The 13,599-nt window shown below is 60.2% G+C and carries 10 protein-coding genes; 5 read left to right on the top strand and 5 right to left on the bottom strand.

Annotated features, from left to right (window positions below):
- Nucleotides 1-11: 11 nt before the first annotated feature.
- From dnaN to gabP, 4 genes are all read left to right on the top strand, one after another.
- Entirely contained in the window at nt 12-1,115 is a 1,104-nt protein-coding gene (dnaN, locus tag AB7M32_RS04485; protein ID WP_003196145.1) for a DNA polymerase III subunit beta, read from the top strand.
- Nucleotides 1,116-1,135: 20 nt separating this feature from the next.
- Entirely contained in the window at nt 1,136-2,239 is a 1,104-nt protein-coding gene (gene recF / locus AB7M32_RS04490; protein ID WP_003196148.1) for a DNA replication/repair protein RecF, read from the top strand.
- 5 nt (nt 2,240-2,244) lie between these two features.
- Nucleotides 2,245-4,662 carry a DNA topoisomerase (ATP-hydrolyzing) subunit B gene (gene gyrB, locus AB7M32_RS04495; protein WP_072407669.1) on the top strand — a complete coding sequence of 806 codons (2,418 nt, stop codon included), beginning with the start codon at nt 2,245-2,247 and terminating at the stop codon, nt 4,660-4,662.
- A 304-nt stretch (nt 4,663-4,966) separates the two neighbouring features.
- On the top strand, nt 4,967-6,361 hold the full coding sequence (gabP, locus tag AB7M32_RS04500) for a GABA permease (protein ID WP_454249198.1): 1,395 nt from the start codon (nt 4,967-4,969) through the stop codon (nt 6,359-6,361).
- Between the two features lie 155 nt (nt 6,362-6,516).
- On the opposite strand, the gene AB7M32_RS04505 is transcribed toward gabP, so the two are convergent.
- A complete protein-coding gene (locus tag AB7M32_RS04505) occupies nt 6,517-7,251 on the bottom strand; it encodes a response regulator transcription factor (RefSeq protein WP_103310551.1) in 735 nt (244 codons plus the stop codon).
- 233 nt (nt 7,252-7,484) lie between these two features.
- Here AB7M32_RS04505 and AB7M32_RS04510 point away from each other — a divergent pair, with 233 nt between their 5' ends.
- Nucleotides 7,485-8,999: an ATP-binding protein gene (locus AB7M32_RS04510; protein ID WP_454249199.1), complete on the top strand. Its 1,515-nt coding sequence runs from the start codon at nt 7,485-7,487 to the stop codon at nt 8,997-8,999.
- A 190-nt stretch (nt 9,000-9,189) separates the two neighbouring features.
- Here AB7M32_RS04510 and AB7M32_RS04515 read toward each other — a convergent pair whose 3' ends face one another.
- From AB7M32_RS04515 to glyQ, 4 genes are all read right to left on the bottom strand, one after another.
- Entirely contained in the window at nt 9,190-9,969 is a 780-nt protein-coding gene (locus tag AB7M32_RS04515; protein ID WP_454249200.1) for a lysophospholipid acyltransferase family protein, read from the bottom strand.
- A gap of 80 nt (nt 9,970-10,049) precedes the next feature.
- On the bottom strand, nt 10,050-10,583 hold the full coding sequence (gene gmhB / locus AB7M32_RS04520; RefSeq protein WP_060739901.1) for a D-glycero-beta-D-manno-heptose 1,7-bisphosphate 7-phosphatase: 534 nt from the start codon (nt 10,581-10,583) through the stop codon (nt 10,050-10,052).
- 3 nt (nt 10,584-10,586) lie between these two features.
- Nucleotides 10,587-12,641 (bottom strand): glycine--tRNA ligase subunit beta, encoded by a 2,055-nt coding sequence (glyS, locus tag AB7M32_RS04525; RefSeq protein WP_454249201.1) that lies wholly within the window; start codon nt 12,639-12,641, stop codon nt 10,587-10,589.
- On the bottom strand, nt 12,638-13,591 hold the full coding sequence (gene glyQ / locus AB7M32_RS04530; RefSeq protein ID WP_003177094.1) for a glycine--tRNA ligase subunit alpha: 954 nt from the start codon (nt 13,589-13,591) through the stop codon (nt 12,638-12,640). The genes glyS and glyQ overlap by 4 nt, the downstream gene beginning before the upstream one ends.
- Between the last annotated feature and the right edge of the window lie 8 nt (nt 13,592-13,599).

The raw sequence follows: 13,599 nt of genomic DNA on the forward strand, positions 1-13,599 counted from the left end.
GGGACTAGACCATGCATTTCACCATTCAACGCGAAGCCCTGTTGAAACCCCTGCAACTGGTCGCAGGCGTCGTCGAACGCCGCCAGACCTTGCCGGTACTTTCCAACGTGCTGCTGGTTGTCGAAGGCCAGCAATTGTCGCTGACCGGTACCGACCTGGAAGTCGAGCTGGTCGGTCGTGTGCAACTTGAGGAACCGGCCGATCCGGGTTCCATCACCGTGCCGGCGCGCAAGCTGATGGACATCTGCAAGAGCCTGCCCAACGACGCGCTGATCGACATCAAGGTCGATGAGCAGAAGCTCGTGGTCAAGGCCGGTCGCAGCCGCTTCACCTTGTCCACACTGCCCGCCAACGATTTCCCGACCGTTGAAGAAGGCCCGGGTTCGCTGACCTGCAGCCTGGACCAGAGCAAATTGCGTCGCCTGATCGAACGCACCAGTTTCGCCATGGCCCAGCAGGACGTGCGTTATTACCTCAACGGCATGCTCCTGGAAGTGTCGGCCGGCGTTATCCGTGCGGTCGCCACCGACGGTCACCGCCTGGCGATGTGCTCGATGCAGGCCGATATCGGTCAGCCGGATCGCCATCAGGTGATCGTGCCGCGTAAAGGCATCCTGGAGCTGGCCCGCCTGCTGACCGAGCCCGACGGCAATGTCAGCATCGTGTTGGGCCAACACCACATCCGCGCCACCACCGGTGAGTTCACCTTCACGTCGAAGCTGGTCGACGGCAAGTTCCCAGACTACGAGCGCGTGCTGCCAAAAGGCGGTGACAAGCTGGTCCTGGGCGATCGCCAGGCCCTGCGCGAAGCCTTCAGCCGTACCGCGATCCTGTCCAACGAGAAGTACCGCGGCATTCGTCTGCAACTGGCCAACGGGCAGTTGAAGATCCAGGCGAACAACCCGGAGCAGGAAGAAGCGGAAGAAGAAGTAGGCGTTGAGTACAACGGCGGCTCCCTGGAAATCGGCTTCAACGTCAGCTACCTGCTCGACGTGCTGGGCGTGATGACCACCGAGCAAGTGCGTCTGATCCTGTCTGACTCCAACAGCAGTGCGCTGGTGCAAGAGTCCGATAACGACGATTCGGCTTACGTTGTCATGCCGATGCGTCTGTAATCATGCCCAGCAGAAGCTAGATGTCCTTAAGTCGCGTCTCGGTCACCGCGGTGCGCAATCTGCACCCGGTGACCTTCTCCCCCTCCCCCCGCATCAATATCCTTTACGGCGCCAACGGCAGCGGCAAAACCAGCGTGCTGGAAGCCGTGCACCTGCTGGGGCTTGCCCGTTCGTTCCGCAGCACCCGTCTGTTACCGGTCATCCAGTACGACCAACTGGCGTGCACGGTGTTCGGGCAGGTGGAACTGGCGGAAGGTGGCCATAGCGCCCTGGGGATCTCGCGGGACCGGCAAGGGGAATTCCAGATCCGCATCGATGGGCAGAACGCCCGCAGCGCTGCGCAGCTGGCCGAGATCCTGCCGTTGCAGTTGATCAACCCGGACAGCTTCCGCCTGCTGGAGGGTGCACCGAAGATTCGCCGGCAATTCCTGGACTGGGGCGTGTTCCACGTGGAACCGCGTTTCATGACGACTTGGCAACGCCTGCAGAAGGCGCTGCGCCAGCGAAACTCTTGGCTGCGACATGGTACACTTGACGCCGTTTCGCAAGCGGTTTGGGACAGGGAACTGTGCCAGGCCAGCGCTGAAATCGATGAATACCGCCGCGCTTACATCAAAGCCTTGAAACCGGTCTTCGAGCAGACCTTGAGCGAACTGGTTGAGCTTGAGGGCCTGACGCTCAGCTATTACAGAGGCTGGGACAAGGACCGGGAACTGAGCACCGTGCTGGCTGGCTCGCTGCAACGGGACCAGCAGATGGGCCATACCCAGGCTGGACCACAACGCGCTGACTTGCGCCTCAGATTGGGTGCACATAACGCCGCGGACATCTTGTCCCGGGGTCAGCAGAAGTTAGTGGTGTGTGCCTTGCGTATCGCCCAAGGGCATCTGGTCAGTCAGGCCCGGCGCGGTCAGTGTATTTATCTGGTGGATGACTTGCCGTCCGAGCTGGACGAAGCCCACCGCCGCGCGTTGTGCCGCTTGCTGGAAGACTTACGCTGCCAGGTGTTCATCACCTGTGTAGACCACGAATTATTGAGGGAAGGCTGGCAGACGGAAACGCCAGTCGCCCTGTTCCACGTGGAACAGGGCCGTATCACCCAGACCCACGACCATCGGGAGTGAAGGCATTGAGCGAAGAAAATACGTACGACTCAACGAGCATTAAAGTGCTGAAAGGCCTGGATGCCGTACGCAAACGTCCCGGTATGTACATTGGTGACACCGACGATGGCAGCGGTCTGCACCACATGGTGTTCGAGGTGGTCGACAACTCCATCGACGAAGCCCTCGCCGGCCATTGCGACGACATTAGCATCATCATCCACCCGGATGAGTCCATCACCGTTCGCGACAACGGCCGTGGCATCCCGGTAGACGTGCACAAAGAGGAAGGCGTTTCCGCCGCCGAGGTCATCATGACCGTCCTCCACGCTGGCGGTAAGTTCGACGATAACTCCTACAAGGTCTCCGGCGGTCTGCACGGCGTAGGTGTATCGGTGGTGAACGCGCTGTCCGAACAGCTTGTTCTCACGGTGCGCCGCAGTGGCAAGATCTGGGAGCAGACCTACGTCCATGGCGTGCCTCAGGCACCGATGGCGATCGTTGGCGACAGCGAGTCCACCGGCACCCAGATTCACTTCAAGGCGTCGAGCGAAACCTTCAAGAACATCCACTTCAGCTGGGACATCCTGGCCAAGCGGATTCGCGAACTGTCCTTCCTCAACTCCGGTGTCGGCATCGTCCTCAAGGACGAGCGCAGCGGCAAGGAAGAGCTGTTCAAGTATGAAGGTGGCCTGCGTGCATTCGTTGAGTACCTGAACACCAACAAGACCCCGGTCAATCAGGTGTTCCACTTCAACATCCAGCGTGAAGACGGCATCGGTGTGGAAATCGCCCTGCAGTGGAACGACAGCTTCAACGAGAACCTATTGTGCTTCACCAACAACATTCCGCAGCGCGACGGCGGTACCCACCTGGTGGGCTTCCGTTCGGCGCTGACCCGTAACCTGAACAACTACATCGAACAGGAAGGCTTGGCGAAGAAGCATAAAGTCGCCACCACTGGTGACGATGCCCGCGAAGGCCTGACAGCGATCATTTCGGTGAAGGTGCCGGATCCGAAGTTCAGCTCCCAGACCAAGGACAAGCTGGTGTCTTCCGAAGTGAAGACCGCCGTTGAACAGGAAATGGGCAAGTACTTCTCCGACTTCCTGCTGGAGAACCCGAACGAAGCCAAGCTGGTGGTCGGCAAGATGATCGACGCCGCCCGTGCCCGTGAAGCCGCGCGCAAGGCCCGTGAGATGACCCGCCGCAAAGGCGCGCTGGACATCGCGGGCCTGCCGGGCAAACTGGCCGACTGCCAGGAAAAGGACCCTGCCCTGTCCGAGCTGTACCTGGTGGAAGGTGACTCTGCTGGCGGTTCCGCCAAGCAGGGTCGCAACCGTCGCACCCAGGCCATCCTGCCGCTCAAGGGCAAGATCCTCAACGTCGAGAAGGCGCGCTTCGACAAGATGATTTCCTCTCAGGAAGTCGGCACCTTGATCACCGCGCTGGGCTGCGGCATTGGCCGCGAAGAGTACAACATCGACAAGTTGCGCTATCACAACATCATCATCATGACTGATGCTGACGTCGACGGTTCGCACATCCGTACCCTGCTGCTGACGTTCTTCTTCCGTCAGTTGCCGGAGTTGATCGAGCGCGGCTACATCTACATCGCCCAGCCGCCGCTGTACAAGGTCAAGAAAGGCAAGCAAGAGCAATACATCAAAGACGACGATGCCATGGAAGAGTACATGACGCAGTCGGCCCTGGAAGACGCAAGCCTGCACCTGAACGAAGATGCCCCGGGTATTTCCGGTGAAGCTCTCGAGCGCCTGGTCAACGACTTCCGCCTGGTGATGAAAACCCTCAAGCGCCTGTCGCGCCTGTACCCACAGGAACTGACCGAGCACTTCATCTACCTGCCTGCCGTGAGCCTGGAGCAACTGTCCGATCACGCAGCGATGCAGGATTGGCTGGCCCAATACGAAGTACGCCTGCGCACCGTCGAAAAATCCGGCCTGGTCTACAAAGCCAGCCTGCGCGAAGACCGTGAGCGTAACGTCTGGCTGCCGGAGGTCGAACTGATCTCCCACGGCCTGTCGAACTACGTCACCTTCAACCGCGACTTCTTCGGCAGCAACGACTACAAGACCGTCGTATCCCTTGGCGCGCAACTGAGCACGCTGCTGGACGAAGGTGCTTACATCCAACGGGGTGAGCGTAAGAAAGCCGTGACCGAGTTCAAGGAAGCCCTTGAATGGCTGATGGCCGAAAGCACCAAGCGCCACACCATCCAGCGATACAAAGGTCTGGGTGAAATGAACCCGGATCAGCTGTGGGAAACCACCATGGACCCAAGCTCGCGCCGGATGCTGAAAGTCACCATCGAAGACGCCATTGGCGCGGACCAGATCTTCAACACCCTGATGGGTGATGCGGTCGAGCCTCGTCGTGACTTCATCGAGAGCAATGCGTTGGCAGTGTCCAATCTGGATTTCTGATCCTCGCGCAATACCCTCGCTCCAACAAAAAGCCAACGCACATGCGTTGGCTTTTTTTTACGCTTGAAATACCCACTCCTTCTTAAGACCCACCGGTCATGAATGGGGTAGCTGGGTAACACCCTGGCAGAAAGCCTTCATTGTCAATGGGTTAGGAATTGGATGAAGGCCCCGGATACCGGGGGCCTGGGATTTCCTGGCGCAAAACTTGCGTGTTTAATAACTTACACATCGTTTTTTTAAATTTACAGAAAGCGATGGGTCCAAGTGGTACGAATAAATCCAAATGCCAAGGGTAGTCTCAATGAGCGGTACGCAAACTTCCGATAATCTGGCGCAAGGGCTCAAGCCCCGTCATGTGACGATGCTTTCCATAGCCGGTGTGATTGGCGCCGGTCTGTTCGTCGGCTCCGGCCATGCGATCGCAGCGGCCGGTCCGGCCGTGTTGTTGGCCTACGCTGCCGCGGGTGCCTTGGTGGTGCTGGTGATGCGGATGCTGGGCGAAATGGCCGTGGCATCGCCGGACACGGGTTCCTTCTCGACGTATGCGGACCGGGCGATTGGTCATTGGGCGGGCTTCACCATCGGCTGGCTCTACTGGTGGTTCTGGGTCCTGGTGATTCCGCTGGAGGCCAACGCTGCTGCAACGATCCTGCACGCCTGGTTCCCGAACGTGGCGATCTGGGTCTTCACGTTGGTCATCACCCTGCTGCTGACGGTCACCAACCTGTTCAGTGTGAAGAATTACGGCGAGTTCGAATTCTGGTTCGCCCTGGTCAAGGTGGTGGCAATCATCGGCTTCATCGGGCTGGGGCTGATGGCGATATTCGGTGTTCTGCCAACCAGCCAGGTCAGCGGTGTTTCGCACCTGTTCGACACCCAAGGCTTCCTGCCCAATGGCATGGGCGCGGTATTGGGGGCGATTCTGACCACCATGTTTTCGTTCATGGGCACCGAGATCGTGACCATCGCGGCGGCTGAATCGAAGAACCCTGGCCAGCAGATTTCCAAGGCAACCAACTCGGTGATCTGGCGGATTGGCTTGTTCTACCTCGTCTCCATTTTCATCGTCGTGGCCCTGGTGCCATGGAACGACCCGCTCCTGGCCAGTGTCGGCTCCTACCAGACGGTGCTGGAGCGCATGGGCATCCCCAACGCCAAGCTGATCGTCGACATCGTGGTCTTGGTGGCGGTCACCAGCTGCCTGAACTCGGCGTTGTACACGGCTTCGCGCATGATGTTCTCGTTGGGCAAGCGCGGTGATGCGCCGGCCGTTTCCCAGCGCACCAACAAGAGCGGCACGCCTCACTGGGCGGTGATGTTGTCGACCGGCGCGGCCTTTTTGGCGGTGTTCGCCAACTACGTGGCGCCGGCGGCGGTCTTCGAATTTCTGCTGGCCAGCTCTGGCGCCATTGCGTTGCTGGTGTACCTGGTCATTGCGGTTTCGCAATTGCGTATGCGCAAACAACGCATGGCTCGCGGGGAAAAAATCGCTTTCAGCATGTGGCTGTTTCCCGGCCTGACCTACGCGGTGATTATCTTCATCGTTGGGGCCTTGACCATCATGCTGTTCCAGGAAGCCCATCGCGTGGAGATCCTCGCGACCGGGCTGCTGAGTGTCCTGGTGGTGATATCCGGCGTGCTGATACAGCGTCGTCGGATCGCAAAAGCAGGACGCTTGGTACCGACGATCGGGTGATATCCATTCTGTGGCGAGGGGATTTATCCCCGTTGGGCTGCGCAGCAGCCCTAAAGCAGTGAATTCAATCTTCCAGGCACACCGAGGTGCTTGGTTGAGGGGCTGCTACGCAGCCCAGCGGGGATAAATCCCCTCGCCACGGATGTCTCCAATATCTAACTCGCGACAGACGCCTCACTCCCCGCCACCACACTCTCCAACCGATACCCATACCCGTAGATCGTCAGCAACTGCCAACCCCGATCCGCCGTCAGCCCGAGCTTGTTGCGCAGACGATAGATGTGGGTGTCGAGCGGGCGGGACGAGGTCATTTCCTCGTGGGTCCAGAAACGTTCGTAGAAATATTCTCGGGACAGTGGCCGGCCCAAGTTGGCGAACAGGCATCGGGCCAGGCGGTACTCCCGTTCGGTCAAACTGATGGGAATGCCGGCACGGGTGATGGTCAGCTCGGCGTCGTCGAACGCCAGGTCGTTGAACACCAGCACGTCACTGGCGGGCGCGCGTTGCAGGTTGTGGCGACGCAGCACGGCTGTGACCCGGGCCTTGAGCTCGTTGGGCCTGAAGGGTTTGCTCACATAGTCGTCGGCGCCGGCGTTGAGGGCCTGGACGATGTCGTGCTCGCCATCGCGACTGGTCAGCATGATGGCGGCCGGTGGCGAATCCATGTGCTCGCGGGTCCAGCGCAGCAACGAAAGCCCGCTGATGTCGGGCAGTTGCCAGTCGAGGATCAACAAGTCGAAGGTTTCCCGCCGCAGTTGTCGCAACAAGTCTTCCCCTCGTTCAAAACTGTGCAAGGTCCAGGCTTGCTCGCCTCTGCCGGGGATTTGTTGCAGCGTCTGTTCAACCCGGCGCAACTCGGCCGGTTCATCGTCCAGTATGGCGACACGCATGGAATGCGATTCCTTGATCTCGAGAGTAACGGACATCTTCAGGTGGCAATGAAAGGCAGCCAGTGGCGGATTCATTGACCTGTCGCTGGCTGCGACAATACCGGCTCGCGACACAGAGGGAAAGGCAGCAGCGCGCCACCCATCGAGTCCGTTATAGTCGTGGGCTTTCAAGCCTGTCGACTTAGGCAGGCCAGTGAAGATATCCACAGTCCTTGAGTTCGGCCAGGAGGCCTATGAGTAACCAGCGTCGCCGTGAAAGTCGTGAGCCCACCCAGGTTCAGCGGTTGTTTCGACAGTTGGTGCGGGAATGGTTGTGGATAAGTCTGCTGCTGTTGCCGCTGACGGCCTTGCTGTCATTGAGCAGCCAATCCACAGGCCATTCAGGCGCCGCATTGTTGTCGGTGGGCCTGGTGGGTTGTGTATTGGGCTTGCTGCTGTTGCGCCCGCGCCTGGCCCTGTGGACAACGGTGGGTGGCATGAGCCTGGCCCTGTTGATCAGCGCCATGCTGGGCGCACGGGGTTGGTGGTGGTCGCCCATGGCGAGTGTGCTGGGGATCATGTTCGGCTACCTGATCTGGAACTGGCGACGGCTGAGCGTGGTGTTGGCCTATTTCGGTTGGGAACTGGCACGCCTGGACGCCGAGCCCAAGGTCTTCCCGGAACGTCGCCGCGCCTCTTACACCGGCAGCGACCGTTTACAGGGCCAGATCATGGCCCTGGAACAAGCCATGAGCCGAACCCGCGACACCCGGCGCTTCATTGCCGACGGCCTGGAATACTTGCCGGTGGCAACCATGATCAGCGATCCCCAAGGCAAGCTGCTGCTGGGTAATCGAAAGGCCCGCGAGCTATTCGGCCATGGCTTGGCGGGCGGCGATGTGCTGGAGCACCTTGGGCAATTGGGTTATCCGGGGCTGGAACACGAGGCGCATCATCGCTTATCCACATTGCCCTTGGTGGAGTTTCGCGATATTCGCGAGCGCAGCCTGCGCCTGGAACGGGCTGCATTGTTGCCGGTGGAGGGCGATGCGCCGATTGGCTGGTTGCTGAGCCTCACGGACCTGAGCGCAGAACGTGAGGCGGAAGAACAGCGCAGCGTCATGCTGCGGTTCCTCTCCCATGACTTGCGCGCCCCTCACTCGGCAATCCTTGCGCTGCTCGATGTGCAGCGGCATCAGGCGGGTGGCGATCATCCGCTGTTCGACCAGATCGAACGCCAGGTACGGCGCGCCCTGGACCTGACCGAGGGCTTCGTACAATTGGCCAAGGCCGAATCCGAGGCCTATCAATTCCAGCCGACGCTGTTCGCCATGCTGGTGTTGGACGTGCTCGATCAGGCGCTGCCCATCGCCCAGGCAAAGCGTATCCAGTTGGTTCACGAAATAGAGGATGAAGACGCGATGGTGAGGGCGGATCAATCGTTGTTGACCCGTGCCCTGTTCAATCTGCTGGAAAATGCCATCAAGTACAGCCCGTCCGACGCCTGCATTTCCCTGCAGGTGCATTGTGTGTCGGGCTGGTTGATATGCAATGTCGCCGACCAAGGCAAGGGCATCAGCGCCGAAGAACTGCCGGACCTGTTCAGTCAGTACCGACGGTTTTCCTCGGCTCACGGGGTCGATGGAATTGGCCTGGGATTGTCGATGGTCAAGGCCGTGGTTGACCATCACGAGGGGAAAATCGAGTGTCGTAGCGTGGTGGGTAAAGGCACGACGTTCAGCCTGCGCTTCCCGTTGTTGGAAGATTGAAAGATCGCGGCCTTCGGCAGCTCCTGCAGGACATATCAATTCCCCCGAAGGCTACGATTTTTTGCCGCTATAAAAACTTATGCACCTGACCGTGGCTTTTATGTGTTTAGGAAATATGCATTAAAAACATATAGTTACAACATAAAAGCAACGGACTTCGAAAAAACGGTACACAGGTTATCCACAGATCTCAAACAGCGGCTTGTTCCGTGGGGACTTTCGTGACAGGGCCTGGAGGAAGCGAGCCCATTTCCCGTTGTGCCTGTTCGTTCCAGGCTTGTACGCGGTCATTGAGTTCGGCGATGGCGCGGGGCCCAGTGCCTTCGGCATACATCGGTGCGCCGATCACCACGGTGATGACGCCTGGTGTCCTGATCCAACCTGCCTTGGGCCAGAATTTGCCGGCATTGTGTGCAATCGGCAGCACCGGCAGGTTAGCGTTCACCGCCAATGCGGAACCGCTGCGGGAAAATTTGCCAATCGTCCCGTAAGGAACACGAGTGCCCTCGGGGAAGATCAGCACCCAGGTGTTGTCCTTGAGCAGTTCGTCGCCCTTTTTCGCCACTTGCTTGAGCGCCACTTTGGGATTGTCGCGATCGATGGCAATCGGGCGCAGCATGGCCATGGCCCAGCCAAAGAACGGTACGAACAGCAGCTCACGCTTGAGGACCTGGCTCAACGGCTCGAAATAGGCCGAGAGAAAGAACGTCTCCCAGGTGCTCTGGTGGTTGGACTGGATCACGCAGGGGCGGTCCGGCACGTTCTCGGCGCCTTTCACTTCATAGCGGATGCCCAGGAACACTTTGCTCAGCCACAGTGCGCAGCGGCACCAGTACACGTTGATGAAGCGGTAGCGCGCCCTGAACGGCAGAAAGGGCGCGATAAAAAAACTCAGGGAACACCACAACAAGGAACTGGTGCCCAGCAGCAGGTAAAAGAGAAAGCTTCTGATGGCCTGCAATATCGACATAGCGGCGTTTACCGTTGCGGGCAATGCCCGCCTGTTCAAGCGCTTCCCGAACAGTCCTTGATCAGGATGTCTTGGGAGCTCTAATTGTGGATAAGTTCAGCGGCAATCGCCGCCAGGTCGTCAAAAATCAAGGTGCCCACCGGCAGGGTCTTGCCCAGAGTCTTCTCGCCTTTCCCGGTCTTTACCAAAACTGGCTGACAATCGACGGCCTTGGCCGCCTCCAGGTCACCGAGACTGTCACCGACGAACCACACACCTGCCAAGGCCACATCGTAATGCGCGGCAATGGTTTTCAACATGCCCGGCTTGGGCTTGCGGCAATCGCAGCCGTCATCCGGCCCATGGGGGCAATAGACGATCAAGCCGACTTCCCCGCCCTGCTCCGCCACCAGGGCGCGCAGGCGCTCATGCATGGCGTCCAGGACGGTGAGGTCATAATAACCGCGGGCAATGCCCGACTGGTTGGTGGCGACCGCCACCGTCCAGCCGGCCTTGCTCAACTGCGCGATGGCTTCGATCGAACCGGGCAGCGGCAACCACTCCTCCACCGATTTGATGTAAGCGTCGGAGTCGTGATTGATCACCCCGTCCCGATCGAGAATCAGCAGTTTCAAGCGTTACCCCAGCAACGAAATATCGGCGACGCCGAGGAAAAGCCCACGCAGACGCGCCAGCAGCGCGTAGCGGTTGGCCCGTACTTTGGCATCTTCGGCGTTGACCATCACCGCCTCGAAAAACGCGTCCACCGGTTCGCGCAGTGCCGCCAGGCGCGCCAGGGTTTCGCTGTACTGACGCGCCGCCGCCATTGGCTGGACCGCCTGGTCCGCCTGCTGGATCGCCGAGTACAGGGAAAACTCGTTGGCGTTGTCGAAGTACTTGGCTTCGACGGTGGCCGCGATGTTGCCTTCGGCCTTGCCCAGCAGGTTCGATACCCGCTTGTTCACCGCGGCCAGCGCGGCGGCTTCCGGTAATTTGCGGAAGGCTTGCACCGCTTGTACGCGCTGGTCGAAGTCCAGGGCCGAACCCGGTTTCAGGGCTCGCACCGACAGGTAGGTGGCGACGTCGACGCCTTCGTCTTCATAACGCGCACGCAGGCGGTCGAAGATGAATTCCAGCACCGCATCGGCCAGGCCGGCAGCCTTGACCTTGTTGCCAAACGCGTTGACGGCGAACGCCACCGCGTCGTTCAGGTCCAGGTCCAGCTGCTTGTCGATCAGGATCCGCAACACGCCCAGGGCCGCACGACGCAAGGCATACGGGTCTTTGCTGCCGGTGGGCAGCATGCCGATGCCGAAGATGCCGACCAGGGTGTCGAGCTTGTCGGCGATCGCCACGGCCGCACCGGTCAGGGTGGTTGGCAGTTCAGCGCCGGCACCGCGAGGCATGTACTGCTCGTTCAGTGCCAGGGCCACGTCCTGCGGCTCGCCATCGTTGAGGGCGTAGTAGTAACCGGCGACGCCTTGCATCTCCGGGAACTCACCGACCATTTCGGTGGACAGGTCGCACTTGGACAGGATGCCGGCACGGGCCGCGCGCTGGGCGTCGCCGCCGATGCGTGGGGCGATGAACGCCGCCAGTTTCGAAACGCGCTCGGCCTTGTCGTAGACGCTGCCGAGTTTTTCCTGGAACACCACGTTGCGCAGGCGCTCGTTGAAGCTTTCCAGGGGCTGTTTCTTGTCTTGCTTGAAGAAGAACTCGGCATCGGTCAGGCGCGGGCGAACGACTTTTTCGTTACCGGCGATGATCTGCTGCGGGTCCCTGCTTTCGATGTTGGCCACCGTGATGAAGCGCGGCAGCAACTTGCCTTCGGCGTCCAGCAGGCAGAAATACTTCTGGTTGTCCTGCATGGTGGTAATCAGCGCTTCCTGCGGCACTTCAAGGAAACGTTCCTCGAACGAGCACACCAGCGGCACTGGCCATTCCACCAGCGCGGTCACTTCGTCCAGCAGGTTGGCCGGCACGATGGCGGTGCCTTCCTGCAGGTTGGCCAGCTCTTCGGTGCGCTTGCTGATCAGCTCGCGCCGCTCGTTGGCGTCGGCCAGTACGTAGGCGGCACGCAGGTCGGCCAGGTAGTTGGCCGGCGAGGTGATGCGCACGCTCTGCGGATGATGGAAGCGGTGACCGCGGGAGTCGCGACCGGCCTTCTGGGCCAGGATCGTGCAATCGATGACCTGGTCACCGAGCAACATCACCAGCCACTGGGTTGGACGTACGAATTCTTCCTTGCGCGCGGCCCAGCGCATGCGCTTGGGGATCGGCAAGTCATTGAGGGAGTCTTCGACGATGGTCGGCAACAGGCTGGCGGTCGGCTTGCCCTTGATGCTCTGGCTGTAGCGCAGCTTCGGACCGCTTTGGTCGATTTCGCTCAGGTCCACGCCGCACTTCTTGGCGAAGCCCAGGGCGGCCTGGGTCGGGTTGCCGTCGGCATCGAACGCGGCCTGGCGTGGCGGGCCGTCGAGGTTGATGCTGCGGTCCGGCTGTTGGGTCGCCAGGGCGGTGATCAGCACGGCCAGGCGGCGCGGCGCGGCGTACACCTGCTTGGCTTCGTAGCTCAGGCCAGCGGCTTGCAGGCCTTTGTCGATACCGGCCAGGAACGCATCGGCCAGGGTGTTCAGGGCTTTGGGTGGCAGTTCTTCGGTGCCCAGTTCAACCAGAAAATCTTGAGCACTCATTGTGCAGCCTCCAGCTTAGCCAACACTTCATCACGCAGGTCCGGGGTCGCCATCGGGAAGCCCAGCTTGGCACGGGCCAGCAGGTAGGCTTGCGCAACGGAACGCGCCAGGGTGCGTACACGCAGGATGTATTGCTGGCGCGCGGTCACGGAAATCGCCCGGCGTGCGTCCAGCAGGTTGAAGGTATGGGACGCCTTCAACACCATTTCATAGCTTGGCAACGGCAGCGGCTGATCGAGCTCGATCAGGCGCTTGGCTTCGCTCTCGTAGAAATCGAACAGCTCGAACAGCTTCTCGACGTTGGCGTGTTCGAAGTTGTAGGTCGACTGCTCCACTTCGTTCTGGTGGAACACGTCGCCATAGGTCACTTTGCCGAACGGGCCGTCGGCCCATACCAGGTCGTAGACCGAATCCACGCCCTGCAGGTACATGGCCAGGCGTTCCAGGCCGTAGGTGATCTCGCCGGTGACCGGGTAGCACTCGATGCCGCCCGCTTGCTGGAAGTAGGTGAACTGGGTCACTTCCATGCCGTTGAGCCAGACTTCCCAGCCCAGGCCCCAGGCACCCAGGGTCGGCGATTCCCAGTTGTCTTCGACGAAACGAATGTCGTGCACCAGTGGGTCGAGGCCGACGTGCTTGAGGGAGCCCAGGTACAGTTCCTGGAAGTTTTCCGGGTTCGGCTTCAGGACCACCTGGAACTGGTAGTAGTGCTGCAGGCGGTTCGGGTTTTCGCCGTAGCGGCCGTCAGTCGGGCGGCGGCTGGGCTGCACATAAGCGGCGTTCCAGGTTTCCGGGCCGATGGCACGCAGAAACGTGGCAGTGTGGAAAGTGCCGGCGCCTACTTCCATATCGTAGGGCTGAAGTACCACGCAACCTTGCTCGGCCCAGTATTGCTGGAGGGCGAGGATCAAGTCTTGGAAGGTACGCACGGCTGGCGTAGGCTGGCTCACGAAATTCA

The organism is Pseudomonas sp. R151218B TE3479, assembly GCF_053629195.1.

Coding starts and splice junctions, on each gene's coding strand:
- dnaN (WP_003196145.1), top strand. CDS start 12: ATGCATTTCACCATTCAACGCGAAGCCCTGTTGAAACCCCTGCAACTG.
- recF (WP_003196148.1), top strand. CDS start 1,136: ATGTCCTTAAGTCGCGTCTCGGTCACCGCGGTGCGCAATCTGCACCCG.
- gabP (WP_454249198.1), top strand. CDS start 4,967: ATGAGCGGTACGCAAACTTCCGATAATCTGGCGCAAGGGCTCAAGCCC.
- AB7M32_RS04505 (WP_103310551.1), bottom strand. CDS start 7,251: ATGCGTGTCGCCATACTGGACGATGAACCGGCCGAGTTGCGCCGGGTT.
- AB7M32_RS04510 (WP_454249199.1), top strand. CDS start 7,485: ATGAGTAACCAGCGTCGCCGTGAAAGTCGTGAGCCCACCCAGGTTCAG.
- AB7M32_RS04515 (WP_454249200.1), bottom strand. CDS start 9,969: ATGTCGATATTGCAGGCCATCAGAAGCTTTCTCTTTTACCTGCTGCTG.
- glyS (WP_454249201.1), bottom strand. CDS start 12,641: ATGAGTGCTCAAGATTTTCTGGTTGAACTGGGCACCGAAGAACTGCCA.